This is a genomic window from Paenibacillus amylolyticus (assembly GCF_036894225.1).
Classification (GTDB): Bacteria; Bacillota; Bacilli; order Paenibacillales; family Paenibacillaceae; genus Paenibacillus; species Paenibacillus amylolyticus.
In genome coordinates this window covers 6,030,728-6,047,731 of sequence record NZ_CP145892.1, presented here as the reverse complement: position 1 = coordinate 6,047,731, position 17,004 = coordinate 6,030,728, and the positions used below count along the sequence as shown (strand labels likewise).

The window sequence follows — 17,004 nt, the reverse complement described above, 5'->3', positions numbered from 1 at the left end:
CAACGAACGATGAAGTTACATGAGCTTTCACCATCTCCTGGATCCCGCAAAGAACGCAAACGTGTTGGTCGCGGTCCAAGTAGTGGTACAGGTAAAACATCAGGTCGCGGTCACAAAGGACAAAATTCTCGTTCTGGCGGTGGAGTACGTCCAGGCTTCGAAGGTGGACAAAATCCATTGTATCGTCGCTTGCCAAAACGTGGTTTTGTAAACCCAACTCGCAAAGAATATGCAGTTGTGAATACTGAAGACCTGAACAGTTTTGCTGCGGGTACTGAAGTAACTCCAGAATTCTTGATGACGAACGGCGTAGTTAAAAACGCTAAATCCGGAATCAAAATCCTGGGTAACGGTGATGTCACTGTGAAGCTGACTGTTAAAGCTAACAAGTTTTCTCAATCTGCTATTGAGAAAATTGAAGCTGCCGGCGGTACAACCGAGGTGATTTAATGTTCAAGACCCTAAAGAATATCTGGCGGGTTGAAGATCTGCGCAAAAGGGTATTATTTACCCTTTTTGTACTGATCATTTACCGCATCGGCTCCTTTGTTCCCGTACCGGGAGTTAACAAAGACGTGTTCGAAGCGACAAATTCTGCGGGTAAAGAAGTTTTTGGACTTCTCAATACGTTCTCGGGTGGAGCGCTCTTCCAGTTCTCGATATTTGCGCTCGGGATCGTGCCTTACATCACTGCGTCTATCATAGTACAGTTGCTTTCCATGGACGTTATTCCTAAATTAGCGGAGTGGGCAAAGCAAGGTGAACAAGGTAAGAAGAAATCTGCACAATTGACCCGTTATTTAACGATTGGCCTGGCATTGATTCAAGCGTTTGGTACGTCGATCGGATTCAACCGCTTGTACAATACAGACATGATTCCTAACGCTACATTTGCAGATTATATCTTGATCGCGATTGTACTTACGGCCGGTACTTCATTCCTGATGTGGCTTGGTGAGCAGATCACCGAGAAGGGCATAGGAAACGGGATTTCGATCTTGATCTTTGCGGGTATCCTATCTACGGTGCCTAACATTATCAAACAAACGATCGAATCCGACTTCATTCAACCTGACCAACTGTTTATGAATATTCTTAAAGGTGTTATCATCGCAATTGTTATTGTGTTGATCATCATAGGGGTCATTTACATTCAGCAGGCGATTCGGAAAATTCCGGTACAGTACGCTAAACGTGTCGTAGGTAACAAAATGTACGGTGGACAGAATACACATATCCCGCTGAAAATTAATGCAGCAGGTGTTATCCCTGTCATCTTCGCATCATCTTTGTTGATGTTCCCGACGATCATCGCCAACTTCTGGGCAGATCGCCTTTGGGCACAGTGGATCGGACAGAACCTGACTACACACAAACCTCTGGGTATGTTGTTGTATGTCGTGATGATCTTCGGTTTCACATTCTTCTATACTTTCGTACAGATGAATCCACAGCAGATGGCTGATAATATGAAAAAGAACGGCGGTTACATCCCAGGCATTCGCCCGGGTAAAGCAACCGAGAAATATTTGACCCGTGTCATGACTCGTTTGACAATGGCCGGTGCCATGTTCTTGGCAGTCATTTCCGTTCTGCCTGTAATCTTGGGGGCACTGTCTGGTTTGCCTCAATCTGCGCAAATTGGAGGAACATCCCTCCTGATCGTTATCGGTGTTGCGCTGGATACGATGAAGCAAATCGAAAGCCAATTGATCAAACGCCACTACAAAGGTTTTATCAATAAATAGGCAATAGGTACCGGTCGAGTGAAGATTTACTTGCCGGCACCTATTGTGCTGTTTGTTGATGTAGGGTAGTCTTGGAGGGAGTGACATAACGTGAACATCCTATTCATGGGCCCTCCGGGGGCAGGAAAAGGAACGCAAGCAGACGTCATCGTGAAAGAGTTCGGTATTCCCCATATTTCAACAGGCGATGCATTTCGTCTCGCGATCAAACAGGGAACTCCCATTGGCATGAAAGCCAAGGAATATATGGATCAAGGATTGCTTGTACCAGATGATGTAACCATTGGCATCGTTGAAGAACGTTTGCAGCAGCCTGACTGCAGAGAAGGTTTCCTCTTGGACGGATTTCCAAGAACCCTTTCGCAAGCAGAAGCGCTCGATGGCATTCTGGATCGATTGAACTCAGGTCTCGATCATGTAATCAACCTGAAAGTGGATCGCAACAAATTGCTCGCTCGTTTGACGGGTCGTCGAATTTGTAAAAACTGTGGTTCCACTTATCATGTGGTATTCAATCCGCCTAAGCAGGAAGGTATTTGTGATAAATGCGCTGGTGAGTTGTATCAACGCTCTGATGATAATGAAGAGAGTGTAGGTACACGACTGGACGAGTATATCAACAAAACAGCACCACTCCTCACGTTCTATGAGACTAAAGGTCTTCTTCGTCAAATGAACGGAGAACAGGATATCGATCAAGTTTCTCAAGAAATCGTGTCCTTACTGAGAGGTTAATTGATGATCATTGGTAAGTCCGAAACGGAACTGGGCTTGATGAGGGAAGCAGGGAGAATTGTTGCGGAAACGCATCGTCTCTTGGCAGAGCATATCGCTCCCGGTATTACGACTGGAGAACTTGACCATATGGCTGATCAATATATCCGCAGTCAAGGAGCTGTGCCGTCTTTCAAAGGTTATAACGGTTTCCCTGCCAGTGTGTGCGCTTCAGTCAATGAAGAGTTGGTACATGGATTTCCCGGCAAACGCAAGTTGAACGAGGGCGATATCGTTACGTTTGACATTGGCGCGCAGTACCAGGGGTATCATGGAGATTCCGCCTGGACTTATCCGGTCGGCCGTATTTCCGAAGAAGCCCGTCGTCTTCTGGACGTTACCGAGGCTTCGTTATACGCAGGTCTGGCGCTGGTAAAACCGGACGTTCGCTTGTTTACAATATCTCATGCGATTCAGAAATATATTGAAGATGAAGGGTTCTCCGTAGTTCGTGAATATGTCGGTCACGGCATAGGCGCAGATCTGCACGAAGAACCACAGATTCCGAACTATGGTCTTCCCGATCGGGGACCACGGCTTAAAGCGGGCATGGTGCTGGCCATAGAGCCGATGGTTAACGTAGGTAGACGGTATGTGAAAACGTTGGAAGATAACTGGACTGTCGTCACGGTTGATGGTAAGTTATGTGCACACTTTGAACACACCGTAGCAGTTACACCAGATGGTATGGAAATTTTCACGAAACTGAATGCGTAGGTGATGAGGCATGAACAGTCAGTCTAATCCGCAGCTCGGTCAACTTGTGAAGATCCGTAAAGGCCGCAATGCGGACCAAGCCGCAGTAATTGTTGCTATAGCGGACGGTAAGTTCGTATATATTGCGGATGGAGACAAACGTAAGTTTGATCAACCAAAGAAGAAGAATCTTCTTCATCTTGAGCTCCAGCCCATGATTAGCAGCGAGGTTGTGAACAGTTTAAACGAGAGTGGTCGGGTGACAAATGGAAAGCTCCGTTACGCGGTTCATTCATTTCTGGAATCCACCAACATTCAAGCTGAAGAGAAAGGAGACTGACTAATGGCTAAGGAAGATGTCATTGAAGTGGAAGGTACGGTTCTCGAACCGCTACCGAATGCAACATTCAAGGTTGAGCTTGAGAACGGTCATCAAATTCTCGCTCACGTTTCCGGAAAACTGCGGATGCACTTTATCCGTATCCTGACTGGAGACAAAGTAGTTGTTCAGTTGTCGCCTTATGATTTAACAAAAGGTCGCATAACTTACCGTAAATAGTAGTAGACAGTTGCAATGAACTGTGAAGCTTATGTAGCGGGTTTTGCCCGGCAAAACTTGCGAAAGCTTCGAAGCCGGTTTTACAATAGTAGAACAAGGTCAATGCTTACGAAGAGGGTTTTGCTTAGCAAAACTTTGAGGAGGTAATTCACATGAAGGTAAGACCTTCGGTCAAGCCGATTTGCGAAAAGTGCAAAGTCATTCGCCGCAAAGGGAATGTTATGGTTATCTGTGAAAATCCGAAACACAAACAAAAACAAGGTTAAAGAAGGGGGTGTAGCGTAAAATGGCACGTATATCTGGTGTGGATTTGCCACGTGATAAGCGCGTTGAGATCGCCTTGACTTATATTTTCGGAATCGGTAAAACGACTTCCCAGAAAATTCTGAGCACAACAGGCATCAATCCGGACACTCGTGTTCGTGATTTGACGGAAGATGAAGTCAGCAAATTGCGTGAAAGTATCGATAAAGAGGTCAAAGTAGAAGGTGACCTGCGTCGAGAAATCTCTTTGAATATTAAACGTTTGACGGAGATCGGTTGTTACCGTGGAGTTCGTCATCGTCGTGGTCTGCCTGTTCGTGGACAACGTACGAAAACGAATGCTCGTACTCGTAAAGGTCCTCGTCGTACAGTAGCGAACAAGAAGAAATAATAAGGGGGGATAAGAGAAAATGGCTAAACCGAAAAAAGTCGTACGTACTAAACGTCGTGACCGTAAGAATATTGAATCTGGCGTGGCGCATATCCGTTCCACTTTCAATAACACTATCGTTACTATTACGGATCCTCACGGAAACGCAATTTCGTGGGCAAGCTCCGGCGGCCTGGGATTCAGAGGTTCCCGTAAATCGACTCCGTTTGCTGCACAAATGGCTGCTGAGACTGCTGCCAAAGCTGCAATGGAACATGGGATGAAAGCCGTTGAGGTTATGGTTAAAGGACCAGGCGCAGGCCGTGAAGCAGCGATCCGCTCTTTGCAAGCTGCTGGTCTTGAAGTTAACCTGATCAAAGACGTAACTCCAGTCCCGCATAACGGATGCCGTCCTCCAAAACGTCGTCGTGTCTAATGAGATTTGCCCCTGCGTGTGGTATATTTCCGGCACAATCTGCTAATAATGGTTGTTTAGGCATACTACTACATGTTTTCGCAAGAGAAGGTAAATGTTTCATAGAGGACCGACGTTTTGAAGGAGGGGTATTGCAGTGATTGAAATCGAAAAGCCGAAAATTGAGACGGTAGACGTCAACGATGATGGCACCTATGGGAAATTCGTAGTAGAACCGCTTGAGCGCGGATACGGTACGACGCTTGGAAACTCGCTTCGCCGAATCTTGCTCTCGTCACTGCCGGGTGCGGCAGTGTCTTCGGTTCAAATCGATGGCGTTCTGCATGAATTTGCTACAGTTCCTGGCGTAATGGAAGATGTAACGGAGGTTATTCTTAACCTGAAAGCTTTGTCGCTTAAGATTCATTCAGACGAGGAGAAAGTGCTCGAGATTGATGCTGAAGGCGAAGGAGCAATTACGGCTGGAGATATCCGTGCTGACTCCGATGTGGAAATCCTTAATCCGGATTTGCACATTGCTACGCTCGGACCAGGTTCGAGACTTCACATGCGTATTTTTGCCAATCGCGGTCGCGGCTACGTCCAGGCAGATCGGAATAAACGCGATGACCAGCCGATCGGCGTCATCCCAGTCGATTCCATCTTCACCCCGATCAGTCGCGTTAACTACGCTGTGGAAAATACGCGTGTCGGTCAAGTGACCAACTATGACAAGCTCACGTTGGAAGTTTGGACTGATGGAAGTATTCGTCCTGAAGAGGCTGTAAGCCTCGGCGCTAAAATTTTGACTGAGCATTTGATGCTCTTCGTGGGTCTTACAGACGAAGCGAAAGATGCAGAAATCATGGTCGAAAAAGAAGAAGACAAAAAAGAAAAAGTACTCGAAATGACGATCGAAGAGCTGGATCTCTCTGTTCGTTCCTACAACTGCCTCAAACGTGCCGGTATTAATACCGTGCAAGAGCTGACTACGAAAACGGAAGAAGACATGATGAAAGTCCGTAACCTCGGACGCAAGTCTTTGGAAGAAGTTCAAGAGAAGCTTGAGGAACTTGGTTTGGGACTCCGTACAGAAGAATAGACAGCCGAGTGCTTGAAGTGAAGGAGGGAAAACAATGGCATACCAAAAGTTGGGCCGTAATTCCAGCGCACGTAAAGCTTTGTTCCGTGACCTGGTAACCGACCTGTTCTTATACGAACGCATTCAGACAACTGAAGCGAAAGCAAAAGAGGTTCGCTCTATTGCTGAAAAACTGATCACTAAAGCGAAAAAGGGAGATCTTCATGCCCGTCGCCAAGTGGCAGCTTATGTTCGCCGCGAAACTATCGATGGTGAGCAAGATGCAATCCAAAAACTGTTTAGCGAATTGTCCGGTCGTTACGCTGAGCGTCCAGGTGGATACACTCGTATCTTGAAACTGGGACCTCGTCGTGGTGACGCAGCGCCAATGGTTTACTTGGAACTGGTAGACCGCGCGTAAAACAGATGAGATGAGGAAAGGGGACAGAATCAACGATTCTGGATTAACCCTTTTTTTCTCTTCATTTCGGAATTCGTGCTGTAATAGAAGCTCCGTAAGGGGCTTCTTTTGCTGTTCGGGATAGGGATATGTATAGTATGGAACAAAGGTGTGGTAATAATGCGGAACTTATGTATGACGTTAACTTATGATGGCACTGCCTATTTCGGCTTCCAAGTACAGCCGGGTGGGAATACCATTCAGGATCATCTTGAAGATGCGATTCGTGCTTTAACCGGTGAGAAGGTTAAAATTACAGGTTCAGGCCGAACAGATGCAGGTGTTCACGCCCGCAGACAAATCTTCAATTTTCCTACGGAGTCCCAGATCCCGATTGAACGTTGGTGTATTGCACTCAACTCCAGATTACCCTCCGATATTGTCGTTATTGATGCGATTGAAGTTTCGGCTGATTTTCATTCTCGCTATGCAGCGAAAAAGAAAACGTATCGTTATACAGTCAATGCGAATCAATTTCCGGATGTATTCAACAGAAGACTGCAATATCATCATCATGCGAAGCTTGATATTATGGCAATGCAGGAGGGCTTACGACATTTCATAGGGACGTATGATTTTACCTCTTTTGCTTCACGCAAGTCTCAGAAAGAGAATCATGTCCGTTCGGTGTACGAAGCATGGATGGAAGTGGACCGATCAATGTGCAGAGACCATCCGCGCGATCAGGGTGTCATTCACATTTATGTGAGTGGTAACGGCTTTTTGCAGCATATGGTTCGTATCATTGTAGGTACACTGCTGGAGATCGGAGAGGGCAAACGGAAAGCCTCTGATGTACCAAATATGATTGTTGCATGTAATCGATCTGCTGCAGGACCTACTGCAGTTAGCTGCGGTTTAATGCTCTGGGATCTTGAATACAAAAAAGATTAAATTTGGTGAGTGAAAAGCTTAATTAACACTTGCGATTTAATCTCCTATCATGTAATATAAAAGTTGTGTTTTCTTAATGGCTTTCCCACAGCCCCAATTAAGAGGTTCACATCAAATTTACAATCCATCAACACCTAAAGTTATAACTTAACGAACGAAGATAAATGAAAATGATGATTTTGAACATTTTAAGGAGGAACTTTTCATGCGTACTACGTACATGGCGAAGCCTAACGAAGTTGAGCGCCAATGGCACATCATTGATGCTGAAGGCAAAACCCTCGGACGTTTGGCGAGCGAAGCAGCAGCTTTGATTCGCGGCAAACACAAGCCACAATTCACTCCACATGTGGACACTGGCGATTTCGTTGTTATCATCAATGCTGAGAAAATCGTATTGACTGGTAAGAAAATGCAAGGTAAAAAATACTACCGTCACTCAATGCACCCAGGTGGTTTGAAAGTAACTACAGCTGAAGAGATGGTTAAAAACAAACCTGAGCGTATGTTGGAATTGGCTGTTCGCGGTATGCTTCCTAAAACTCGCATGGGCGAGAAAATGAAGTTGAGACTTAAAGCGTACAGAGGCACTGAGCATCCACATGCAGCACAAAAACCAGAAGTTTACGAACTTCGCGGTTAATTAAAAGGAGGACAGTTTCATGGCACAAGTACAATACTATGGGACAGGTCGTCGTAAACATTCGGTAGCACGTGTTCGCCTTGTACCGGGTGAAGGACGCATTGTCATCAATAAACGTGATATTAATGAATACTTCGGTTTGGAAACACTCAAACTGATCGTAAAACAACCACTGAACTTGACAGAAACGCTCAACAACTATGACGTTCTTGTTATTGCTCATGGTGGCGGAATCTCCGGTCAAGCCGGCGCAATCCGTCATGGTATCTCCCGCGCTCTGCTCAAAGCAGATCCGGAATACCGTGCATCCCTGAAAAAAGCAGGATTCCTGACTCGTGACCCACGTATGAAAGAGCGTAAAAAATACGGTCTTAAAGCGGCTCGTCGCGCACCTCAGTTCTCCAAACGTTAATATTAAAAGCCTTTGGCCTCGGTCAAAGGCTTTTTTTTATATTCATGAATATTACGCCATATATTATATTAGTTTGTGCGATAGCTCTTATATCTCTGATGTCTCTCCCCAAGCTTCTGCATTTTTCCTTCATTGCCTTTTCAATGTGCTCTTAATGTCCCTCAATACAGTCCTATAATATGTACGTTGATACATCTACATCTTACTGAACCTCTCTAATCGTTTATATCATTGAATTTGCTCTTACGCTCTCACCCATCGCTCACCACACATTTTATAACAGCTCTTTTATAATCATCGATTAGAACTCATGCGTGATTTCTTGAATGCACTCGGCTTACTGTTTTTGCACTTAATTCTTTATTGCAAACCTTATCAGTATTTCTTATGGAAACGATAAAAGTCCCTTACATATCAACAGCTAAAATTCGCAACGTTGCTCCCCTTAAAACTTTAGCTTTTCTTCCTTCATTTTCAATCACCCAGTGTTTTTTTGATGCAGTTCTCGATGACAAGAACTGTCCAAACCCAGTAACAGCAAAGGTTTCCCAGGCTAAGCGATGTATTTTTACCTGTCTAATGACCTGGGCCAATATCATTGTTTTTATCTCATTAACAGAGAAATGGATAAATTGAACCAAAATAATGTTTGAGAGCGACGATAAGTAATGGGCAAAAACTGATTTATTTTACCATATGGCAGGCATTGACATCCCCAATGAAAGATTTATACTAAACATAATTCATATTAGATTAGTCGGCTTTAAGATGTGTTGAATTGCAGAATGGGGGAAATTCACAGATGAACTTGTTGGAGAAAGAAGATTTGGCACGGACGAAGGCAGAGGAACTGGAACATGCTAGTCCAGAGGATATTATTCGGTATGCTATTGAAACATTCCCAAATATCACTTTTGCATGTAGCTTTGGTGCAGAAGATGTTGTACTTGTAGATATGGTGCAGAAAATCAGCCCATCCACAGATATTTTTTATCTGGATACAGATTTTCACTTTAAAGAAACATACGAAACACGTGATAAGATGCAGGAGAACTACAATCTTGAATTTGTACGTGTGTCTCCTAAGATTACTCCGGAAGAGCAGGCAGCTGAGCACGGTGAAGAGTTGTGGAAGTCTGATCCCAATGGGTGCTGTAACATTCGCAAAGTCGAACCGTTAATACGTATTCTTTCTCAGTATGATGCATGGATCACAGGTATACGTAGAGATCAAGCACCAACTCGTGCAAACTCAAAGAAGGTTGAATATGATTCCAAATTTGGCCTGATGAAGTTTAATCCGATTGCACACTGGACGACTGAGGATGTATGGCAATATATTCGTGACAATAACGTTGTATATAACCCTCTTCATGATCAGAACTACCCAAGTATTGGTTGTGAGCATTGCACACGTCAAGTGATGCCTGGAGAGGACCCACGTGCCGGACGCTGGTCTGGTAATGATAAAACGGAATGTGGCCTTCATAAATAATAGATATACAAGGAGCTGACAAGATGACATCGATTCTGCCTCATGGAGGTACGCTGGTTCAACGTATCGTACAAGGAGAAGAACGGGAGCAATTGTTACAAGACAGTAAAAATTTATCTTCTTTGCGTATTAATACCTGGACAATATCAGATTTGGATCTAATTGGTGTAGGTGCGTTCTCACCACTTCAAGGTTTCTTGAATGAGGAAGATTACCTTTCGGTGGTGTCTCGCATGCGTCTCGCCGATGGAACAGTCTGGAGTATACCGATTACACTTGCTGTTGACGATAAACAAGCCGCATCCCTCCAGATTGGTGAACGTGTGAAACTTGTTGGTGACCAAGATGGAGTCACTTATGGATTGCTCGAAGTCCAAAGTATATACCAGGTGGATCAGGGTGAAGAAGCCCGGCGTGTATTCAAAACAGATGATCCCGAGCACCCGGGCGTTAAAAAACTTTTGGAGCGTCCTGCAACATACGTAGGAGGTCCAATCCAAGTGTTGAACCGTCCAAAACCTTCGAAATTTGAGGAATTCTATTATGATCCTACAGATACCCGGAAGATTTTTCAGGAGAAAGGTTGGAAGACCGTAGTTGGTTTTCAGACACGTAATCCGGTCCATCGGGCTCATGAATACATTCAGAAGAGCGCTATGGAGATTGTAGATGCACTCTTCCTGAATCCGCTTGTTGGAGAGACGAAGTCGGACGATGTACCTGCAGATGTTCGGATGAAGAGTTATCTGGTATTACTGGAGAACTATTACCCGGCTGATCGTGCGTTTCTTGGTGTGTTCCCCGCAGCCATGCGGTATGCCGGTCCACGTGAAGCTATTTTCCATGCGATGGTTCGCAAAAATTACGGGTGTACCCACTTTATTGTTGGTCGTGACCATGCGGGTGTTGGTGATTATTATGGAACATATGAAGCACAGGAGATCTTTACTAACTTTACAGCAGAGGAACTGGGGATTACTCCGTTGTTCTTCGAACATAGTTTCTTCTGTACCAAATGTGGAAACATGGCATCCAGCAAAACTTGCCCACATGATAAAGAACATCATATGGCGCTTTCCGGCACCAAAGTACGCGGGTTGCTCCGTGACGGCCAGTGCCCTCCACCTGAATTTACACGTCCTGAGGTAGCTGAGGTGCTGATTGAAGGAATGGCGGAGCAAGTCCGGTCCTAGCGGTATATTTGTCCATCTTGTCCCATATAGATGATTAGAGTCATTTATAGGGACGAGGTGGTTTTTTTATGCGTAAAAATATGGGGAAACACTTTGTAGTCTGGATTAGGCTAAAAACAATCAAAAGGGTCATGCTGAGTCTCTGTCTACTGGCCATGTTAGTGGCGGTAATGTCCTATGAACTGCCTTCCGCTAAGACGTCAGGTTATTGGAGTTTGCCGATGGCGGGTAAAGTCATTGCCATTGATGCAGGACACGGAGGTCCAGATGGAGGAGCGGTAAGTAAACAGGGGGTTATTGAAAAAGATATCAACCTGTCTATCGCCCTGTATGTGAGAGATTATTTGCAACAGGCAGGGGCCTTAGTGGTTATGACACGAGAAATAGACACTGATTTGGCGGAATCGGACACCAAGGGGTACTCCAAACGAAAGACGGAAGATCTGAAACAAAGAGTACGGCGGATAGAGGATAAGCAAGCAGATCTCTTTATTAGCATTCACATGAACAGTGTCCCATCCAACCGATGGAGTGGAGCGCAGGTTTTTTATACAACGAACCATCCGGATAACGAAGGTTTGGCTAATCTGCTTCAACAAGAGATGGTTCGTAACCTGGAGAATACAGATCGGATCGCCAAAACGGTGAATACGGTTTATCTGTTACAGGCTCTGAAGATCCCTTCAGCGCTGGTAGAAGTGGGTTTCCTTTCTCATCCGGAAGAGGCACGTATGCTTGCTGACGAAGCTTATCAACGTAAGGTAGCTGCTTCGATCTATAATGGAATTCTCAGATATTCCTCAGGAGAACGGCCTAAAAGTTAGTCAGAACAAGAAAGGTAATGATATAATTGGATCAGCATACCTAATTACATGCCAATAGATAAAGCTGAGGTGCTGTCTGATGTTATCAAAAGAACAGATACTTGAACTATTACAGCCATTACAAGAACCACAATTGGGAGTAAGTCTGACCGAACTGGAATGGGTTCGAGATATTATGGTGAAAGAAAATCATGTGGCTCTGACCATAGTGACACTGGAAAATCGACCTGAGGATACAACAGCCTTGACTGATGCAACGCGTAATCTGTTGTCCCAGCACGGAATGAAGGATGCCCATATTCGTGTGCGTGCAGCTTCTGAGCATGATCGTGAGAGCCTGAATATGGGACAACCCGATAATGAGCCAGATCGGGACGAAGTGCTCGTAAAAGGTCACGCAGCGGGTCTGGATGGACATGAGCTGTTAAGTCCTGAATCAGGTGTTCGTTTTATTGCTGTAGCCAGTGGTAAAGGTGGCGTTGGTAAATCAACGGTAACCGTTAATCTGGCTGCAGCCTTGGCACGTCAAGGCAAGAAAGTGGGCTTAATTGATGCGGATATCTATGGCTTCAGTGTACCCGACATGATGGGGATTGAAGAATATCCGGTCGTTGAAGATGGCGTTATTCAACCGATTGAACGTTTTGGCGTCAAAGTCATGTCGATGGGCTTCTTTATTCGGGAGAACAACCCGGTAATCTGGCGTGGACCCATGCTAGGTCGGATGCTTCGTCAATTCTTTACGGATGTCCAGTGGGGCGAATTGGATTATGTATTACTGGATTTGCCACCAGGTACGGGAGATGTTGCTTTGGATGTGCATCAGATGTTGCCACAGAGTAAGGAAATCATCGTTACCACGCCGCATGCAACGGCAGCTTTTGTCGCAGCACGTGCGGGTGCGATGGCCATTCAGACCGATCATGAGTTACTTGGTGTGGTTGAGAATATGGCTTATTATGAGTGTGGCAGTTGCGGAGAGAAGGATTATGTCTTTGGTCGTGGAGGCGGGGGAAGACTTGCGGAAAGTCTGCATACAAGCCTACTTGCCCAGATTCCATTAGGCACGCCGGATAATCATCCTTCCGAGCCTGATTTCTCACCTTCGGTTTACAAAGCAGATTCCCGTATAGGGGCTATCTACGATGAAGTTGCCCGGTCCATTGACTCCAAATTCTAATGGTATGAGTGTTATAAATACAAATAAAGCCTGCGTCCATTTGGATGCAGGCTTTTCAGTATCTGTGGTGCGTAGTAACACCTACTGTTTATGATCCGCCGCCCGAATCTCCACTGCTTCCACCATCTCCGCCATCACCACCACCTTCGCCCTGACCCTCTTGCTGTCCGCCTTGCTCTTGCCCCTGTTGTCCGCCACTTTCTACTTTGGGTTGTAATTCCTCCTGCACAACCTTTTTAAGCAAAGTGAGTACTTCCATACGGAACAACGGGTTTTGCATCACTTCCTGCATGACAGTCATCGTCTGTTTACGATAATCGGAAGTCTTCGTCATATCCATGAACATCTTGGATACCTCAGGTGACTTCATGATTTCTTCAACAGACTTTTGATATGTGGGATCTTTAATCAATTGCATATGAAGTTGTTTACTTTGTGCGTTGATCACTTTGGCAAATTCACCCGCAAACTGCGGATCGGTCATGATCTTTTCGAATTCCTTCTTATATTCGGGAGCTGTGATGGTATCTTTTACTGCAATACGTATTTGTTCCGAAGATTGCACAGGCATTAACATTTTCATACCAATGGATCCTGAAGCACCACCCGAACCGCCGCCTTCTTCAGAACCGCTGCTTCCGCTGGATGAGCTTTGACCTGTAAGAGCTTCCTCCACCGCTTTCTTGCCTTCGTCACTTTTCAAAATATCTACAACCATTGTTTTCATCTCTTTATAACTGCCCTGAGGAGGCGAAGAACTCTGATCTGAACCGCAGCCGGCAAGCATGACGGATAGCCCCAGTACGACACAGCATAGCTGCCACAAAGGCCGTTTCATGTGTACAATCCCTCCTTGATTAGATACTGGATGTAGTATGTGATGGGAAAGGGGGAAATATGTTGAGCAATGATGGTTTTTTGCTGAGAAGGTTGGTAAAATAAACACTCGGGGGTGGAAAACTTTTGAATTTACGTAAATGGTTTTTCCTGTTTTGGACAGCCTTGCTTATTGGGGCCGCGGGAGCATTGGGTACAGGATTGATTATGATGCTGGTGAACGGGGAGAAAACAAATGGATTGAATGATTTTCTTCTGTATCTTTTGATCTTATTTGGATCAGGGGTTATGATCAGCGTGTATTCACAAATGGGTTTCTTTGCATATCTGATATTGAATTATATGGGTAAAGGTGTATTTCCAAAGCGCGGTTGGCAGATCGTGCAGATTGTACTAACGGTGTTAGCCCTGCTTGACGTGATGTTTTTACGCCTGTTTGTTGGGGGAGACCGGGAGCGCATATCGGATATTGTGTTAGGTATCATTATTTTGGCAGCTGCAATTGTTACCGCTTACGTTAAAGTAAAGTTGACTCATATCTCCGCGCTCGTACCTACACTCTTTTTCATGGTTGCCGTCACCATAGTGGAGACGATCGGCGTATTACGTATTGATGTGAATGCTGCAACCATATTTATTGTGGTTCCCTTGCTCCTATGTAATGCATACCAAATGCTGATATTGCACAGGCTGGTGGATGTATCGACGAACCGGAGTGTAAGTGGAAAGGCAGAACAGTTGAAAGAAAGCCGAGCATAGAATTCATTTTGCATAAAAAACATACCAAAAAGAGCTAACCTGGTTAGCTCTTTTCAACTTTTACACACCTATTTGAGCTATAGCTCATAATTGAGTAATCATTGACCGCTGGCTTGGTCACGAACTTCCTTACCTTCCACACTGGAATGGTTGAGCAACTCAGACACGGTAACAAATTCATAGCCCTGATTTTTCAACTTGTCGATAATGACAGGGAGTGCTTCATGCGTTTGTTTGGAGGAATCGCTTGCATGCAGCAGTACGATGTCCCCTGGATGTGCCTTGCTTACTACGCGATCAACAATGGTCTGTACACCAGGGTTTTTCCAATCCAAGGAGTCGGTATCCCACTGCACAACCTGATAATTCAGACTATTGGCTACCTGAAGCACTCGCTTGTCAAAGTCCCCGTTGGGCAGACGTAGTAATTTCGGTTCTTTTCCCGTTAAATCGGTTAAAATGCTATGAGCTGTCGAAATTTCTTTGCGAATTTCTTCTTCAGTCAGGCTGCTGTAGTTCTCATGTCTGTGACCATGGCTGCCAATTTCATATCCTGCCTCTTTGATGGCAGTAACAATTTCGGGGTGTGTCTTGCTCCAGGGGGAGGAAAGGAAAAAGGTTGCCTTCTGCACTTTATTCTCCTGAAGAACTTTCAGAATTGGCTCCGTCCGTTTATCCCCCCAGCTAATGTCAAAGGTAAGTGCGATTACCTTCTTCTCGGTTGGAACGCTGTAGACGGCTGATGGTGCTTCCTCCGAGAATACGGAGACATTGCCTCTCTCCAGATAGATAATACCGATCGCAAAGATGGCAGCAACGAGGACAATCAAGTACCGTTTAATCTTTTTGCCGCTAAATACATAGAACGAGTTCATTTCAATAAGCGCCCCTCTCCCATAAGAAATGCTTGTTTACTCTCCAATGTATGCTCGTACTGCCCAGTTATTCGTCACTGATCCTTGTTTGTCCATCATTTTAGATTCTACAGGAGGTTATTATGTTAAAATTCAGTACATTTCTTAGAGATCTTGGTGCCATCCGCAGTGCATTAATCTGGTCCGTAGTTTTGTTTGCTGTTGGTATAGGGGCAGGGTGGGTGAGTACAGGGCCGCTGGAAGAACTGTTGTTGAACCAAATCGGAGGATTACGTGAAGTCAGTGAACGGCTGGAGCAGGGGGGCAATGTGCAATGGAACTTCTTCCTGTTCATCTTTTTCAATAATGCCATCAAAAGTGTACTTGTCATCTATGCCGGTATATTCTTCGGAATTCTGCCTGTCATCTTCCTGCTGATCAATGGGATGGTCCTTGGATTTGTGGTGCACACCACGATGAATTATGGAGCAAGCTTCTATGACATTGTGGTTAAAGGTTTACTTCCCCATGGTATTATTGAGATTCCCGTCATTATAATTGCTTGCGCCTTCGGGCTGAAGTTTGGTGGTCTGGTTATTAAAAGCCTTGCACAACTTGGCAGTGACAAGCGAAATACGATGGGTACCCGATGGAGAGCATTCATGAATAGGACGTTAACGGCATCCTTTTGGGTTGTCATCTTGCTTCTTGTTGCAGCAATCATCGAAAGCACACTTACGTATACTCTGGTGAGAGGATAAAATTTTGTGATGGTTGGCATTCATAAATTTTCAGAAAGTTGACCATAACAATAAAACGGGTTCCAGCAGCACCCACAAAAGCGAATGCACGGGGTGTTGCATGAAACTTGTGTAAGTGTGATAAAGAGGCTATGCACAAAAAGGAGAACTCTAATGCTGGGTATGTTGTTTAACGAGAAGGAATGCAAGGAACTAGACTATGTGCTGCGTAAAGAATTAGATGAGATGCTTTTCGATCTGAGTGATAATCGTCTTGACCAAGAGATCAAATATGCTATCGCGAGCCGATATAAGACTGTGTTCCGCATGTATGCACGCTTTGCCCCGCCAAAAGAGTTGTCCAAGTATGCAAGAGGTGGGAAGCTGAAAAAGTCGAAGCCGTAATGCTGAAGCTAGTCATATATTCGGTGTATAGTAGTGGAAGTGAGGTGCGGCTCTTCATAGCGGGTGCTGTACCTCTGAACCATGATAATGCTGAAATTGCTGAAGGGTTCATACTTTTTGTCGAAAAGGGGTTGACCTTTCTAATTTCATATGGTAAATTAATTTTCGTTCCTTTTTTAGGAGCGGTTCACGGAAACAAGCATGAAAATAAAACGATTGAAAATAATCGAAAAAATAATGCTTGCAAAGAGAACTTCAACATGATATATTATAAAAGTCGCCGCTGAAACGACGACAACATGAAAAACAGCACTAAATTGAATGTTTGATCTTTGAAAACTGAACAACGAGTGAGTAAACATTCTGCTTGCAGAATGAACGCGAAAGTTTGAGACAAGCCT

25 protein-coding genes are annotated in these 17,004 nt (G+C 44.8%); 22 read left to right on the top strand and 3 right to left on the bottom strand.

The features are described 5' to 3' along the window. Nucleotides 1-9: 9 nt before the first annotated feature. From rplO to rpsI, 14 genes are all read left to right on the top strand, one after another. A complete protein-coding gene (rplO, locus tag V6668_RS26725; protein ID WP_091020538.1) occupies nucleotides 10-450 on the top strand; it encodes a 50S ribosomal protein L15 in 441 nt (146 codons plus the stop codon). After that, on the top strand, nucleotides 450-1,748 hold the full coding sequence (secY, locus tag V6668_RS26720; RefSeq protein ID WP_017692094.1) for a preprotein translocase subunit SecY: 1,299 nt from the start codon (nucleotides 450-452) through the stop codon (nucleotides 1,746-1,748). The genes rplO and secY overlap by 1 nt, the downstream gene beginning before the upstream one ends. Before the next feature lie 90 nt (nucleotides 1,749-1,838). Further along, complete coding sequence (locus V6668_RS26715; RefSeq protein WP_036607188.1) at nucleotides 1,839-2,483, top strand: adenylate kinase; 645 nt, start codon at nucleotides 1,839-1,841, stop codon at nucleotides 2,481-2,483. 3 nt (nucleotides 2,484-2,486) lie between these two features. After that, nucleotides 2,487-3,239, top strand: a complete 753-nt coding sequence (map, locus tag V6668_RS26710; RefSeq protein WP_036607191.1) for a type I methionyl aminopeptidase — start codon at nucleotides 2,487-2,489, stop codon at nucleotides 3,237-3,239. Between the two features lie 10 nt (nucleotides 3,240-3,249). After that, nucleotides 3,250-3,558 carry a KOW domain-containing RNA-binding protein gene (locus tag V6668_RS26705; protein ID WP_036607194.1) on the top strand — a complete coding sequence of 103 codons (309 nt, stop codon included), beginning with the start codon at nucleotides 3,250-3,252 and terminating at the stop codon, nucleotides 3,556-3,558. Between the two features lie 3 nt (nucleotides 3,559-3,561). Beyond that, the gene (infA, locus tag V6668_RS26700) at nucleotides 3,562-3,777 is read left to right on the top strand and encodes a translation initiation factor IF-1 (protein WP_017692098.1); all 216 of its coding nucleotides are present in this window, start codon (nucleotides 3,562-3,564) and stop codon (nucleotides 3,775-3,777) included. A gap of 152 nt (nucleotides 3,778-3,929) precedes the next feature. Further along, on the top strand, nucleotides 3,930-4,043 hold the full coding sequence (gene rpmJ, locus V6668_RS26695; protein WP_003333770.1) for a 50S ribosomal protein L36: 114 nt from the start codon (nucleotides 3,930-3,932) through the stop codon (nucleotides 4,041-4,043). Between the two features lie 20 nt (nucleotides 4,044-4,063). Continuing rightward, on the top strand, nucleotides 4,064-4,432 hold the full coding sequence (rpsM, locus tag V6668_RS26690) for a 30S ribosomal protein S13 (RefSeq protein WP_036607200.1): 369 nt from the start codon (nucleotides 4,064-4,066) through the stop codon (nucleotides 4,430-4,432). A 19-nt stretch (nucleotides 4,433-4,451) separates the two neighbouring features. Continuing rightward, nucleotides 4,452-4,847: a 30S ribosomal protein S11 gene (gene rpsK / locus V6668_RS26685; protein ID WP_017692100.1), complete on the top strand. Its 396-nt coding sequence runs from the start codon at nucleotides 4,452-4,454 to the stop codon at nucleotides 4,845-4,847. A 136-nt stretch (nucleotides 4,848-4,983) separates the two neighbouring features. Further along, nucleotides 4,984-5,928, top strand: a complete 945-nt coding sequence (locus V6668_RS26680) for a DNA-directed RNA polymerase subunit alpha (protein WP_017692101.1) — start codon at nucleotides 4,984-4,986, stop codon at nucleotides 5,926-5,928. A 34-nt stretch (nucleotides 5,929-5,962) separates the two neighbouring features. Further along, on the top strand, nucleotides 5,963-6,328 hold the full coding sequence (gene rplQ / locus V6668_RS26675) for a 50S ribosomal protein L17 (RefSeq protein ID WP_017692102.1): 366 nt from the start codon (nucleotides 5,963-5,965) through the stop codon (nucleotides 6,326-6,328). A gap of 159 nt (nucleotides 6,329-6,487) precedes the next feature. Further along, nucleotides 6,488-7,261 (top strand): tRNA pseudouridine(38-40) synthase TruA, encoded by a 774-nt coding sequence (gene truA, locus V6668_RS26670; RefSeq protein WP_338707123.1) that lies wholly within the window; start codon nucleotides 6,488-6,490, stop codon nucleotides 7,259-7,261. A gap of 205 nt (nucleotides 7,262-7,466) precedes the next feature. Next, a complete protein-coding gene (rplM, locus tag V6668_RS26665) occupies nucleotides 7,467-7,904 on the top strand; it encodes a 50S ribosomal protein L13 (protein ID WP_024633564.1) in 438 nt (145 codons plus the stop codon). A gap of 19 nt (nucleotides 7,905-7,923) precedes the next feature. Then, nucleotides 7,924-8,316 (top strand): 30S ribosomal protein S9, encoded by a 393-nt coding sequence (rpsI, locus tag V6668_RS26660; RefSeq protein ID WP_017692105.1) that lies wholly within the window; start codon nucleotides 7,924-7,926, stop codon nucleotides 8,314-8,316. Between the two features lie 407 nt (nucleotides 8,317-8,723). On the opposite strand, the gene V6668_RS26655 is transcribed toward rpsI, so the two are convergent. After that, nucleotides 8,724-8,915: a hypothetical protein gene (locus tag V6668_RS26655; protein WP_338707122.1), complete on the bottom strand. Its 192-nt coding sequence runs from the start codon at nucleotides 8,913-8,915 to the stop codon at nucleotides 8,724-8,726. 203 nt (nucleotides 8,916-9,118) lie between these two features. On the opposite strand from V6668_RS26655, the gene V6668_RS26650 reads away from it, so the two are divergent. The 4 genes from V6668_RS26650 (at nucleotide 9,119) to V6668_RS26635 (ending at nucleotide 13,008) form a co-directional block, all read left to right on the top strand. Beyond that, nucleotides 9,119-9,811, top strand: a complete 693-nt coding sequence (locus V6668_RS26650; protein ID WP_338707121.1) for a phosphoadenylyl-sulfate reductase — start codon at nucleotides 9,119-9,121, stop codon at nucleotides 9,809-9,811. Between the two features lie 23 nt (nucleotides 9,812-9,834). After that, complete coding sequence (sat, locus tag V6668_RS26645) at nucleotides 9,835-11,004, top strand: sulfate adenylyltransferase (protein WP_338707120.1); 1,170 nt, start codon at nucleotides 9,835-9,837, stop codon at nucleotides 11,002-11,004. A gap of 68 nt (nucleotides 11,005-11,072) precedes the next feature. Further along, nucleotides 11,073-11,828 (top strand): N-acetylmuramoyl-L-alanine amidase CwlD, encoded by a 756-nt coding sequence (gene cwlD, locus V6668_RS26640; RefSeq protein WP_036607212.1) that lies wholly within the window; start codon nucleotides 11,073-11,075, stop codon nucleotides 11,826-11,828. Nucleotides 11,829-11,907: 79 nt separating this feature from the next. Beyond that, nucleotides 11,908-13,008, top strand: coding sequence for an Mrp/NBP35 family ATP-binding protein (locus V6668_RS26635; protein ID WP_338707119.1), 1,101 nt, complete (start codon nucleotides 11,908-11,910; stop codon nucleotides 13,006-13,008). Nucleotides 13,009-13,096: 88 nt separating this feature from the next. Here the strand turns inward: V6668_RS26635 and gerD are convergent, their stop codons facing one another. After that, nucleotides 13,097-13,846: a spore germination lipoprotein GerD gene (gene gerD, locus V6668_RS26630; RefSeq protein WP_338707118.1), complete on the bottom strand. Its 750-nt coding sequence runs from the start codon at nucleotides 13,844-13,846 to the stop codon at nucleotides 13,097-13,099. Nucleotides 13,847-13,971: 125 nt separating this feature from the next. Here gerD and V6668_RS26625 point away from each other — a divergent pair, with 125 nt between their 5' ends. Then, on the top strand, nucleotides 13,972-14,604 hold the full coding sequence (locus tag V6668_RS26625; RefSeq protein ID WP_338707117.1) for a KinB-signaling pathway activation protein: 633 nt from the start codon (nucleotides 13,972-13,974) through the stop codon (nucleotides 14,602-14,604). 98 nt (nucleotides 14,605-14,702) lie between these two features. On the opposite strand, the gene pdaB is transcribed toward V6668_RS26625, so the two are convergent. Next, the gene (pdaB, locus tag V6668_RS26620; RefSeq protein ID WP_036607219.1) at nucleotides 14,703-15,479 is read right to left on the bottom strand and encodes a polysaccharide deacetylase family sporulation protein PdaB; all 777 of its coding nucleotides are present in this window, start codon (nucleotides 15,477-15,479) and stop codon (nucleotides 14,703-14,705) included. Nucleotides 15,480-15,601: 122 nt separating this feature from the next. Here pdaB and V6668_RS26615 point away from each other — a divergent pair, with 122 nt between their 5' ends. The 3 genes from V6668_RS26615 (at nucleotide 15,602) to V6668_RS26605 (ending at nucleotide 16,890) form a co-directional block, all read left to right on the top strand. Next, complete coding sequence (locus V6668_RS26615) at nucleotides 15,602-16,219, top strand: stage II sporulation protein M (RefSeq protein ID WP_338707116.1); 618 nt, start codon at nucleotides 15,602-15,604, stop codon at nucleotides 16,217-16,219. A gap of 153 nt (nucleotides 16,220-16,372) precedes the next feature. Continuing rightward, nucleotides 16,373-16,603, top strand: a complete 231-nt coding sequence (locus tag V6668_RS26610; protein WP_017692114.1) for a hypothetical protein — start codon at nucleotides 16,373-16,375, stop codon at nucleotides 16,601-16,603. Further along, on the top strand, nucleotides 16,603-16,890 hold the full coding sequence (locus V6668_RS26605; protein WP_338707115.1) for a hypothetical protein: 288 nt from the start codon (nucleotides 16,603-16,605) through the stop codon (nucleotides 16,888-16,890). Before V6668_RS26610 ends, V6668_RS26605 begins: the two co-directional genes overlap by 1 nt. Nucleotides 16,891-17,004 lie beyond the last annotated feature (114 nt).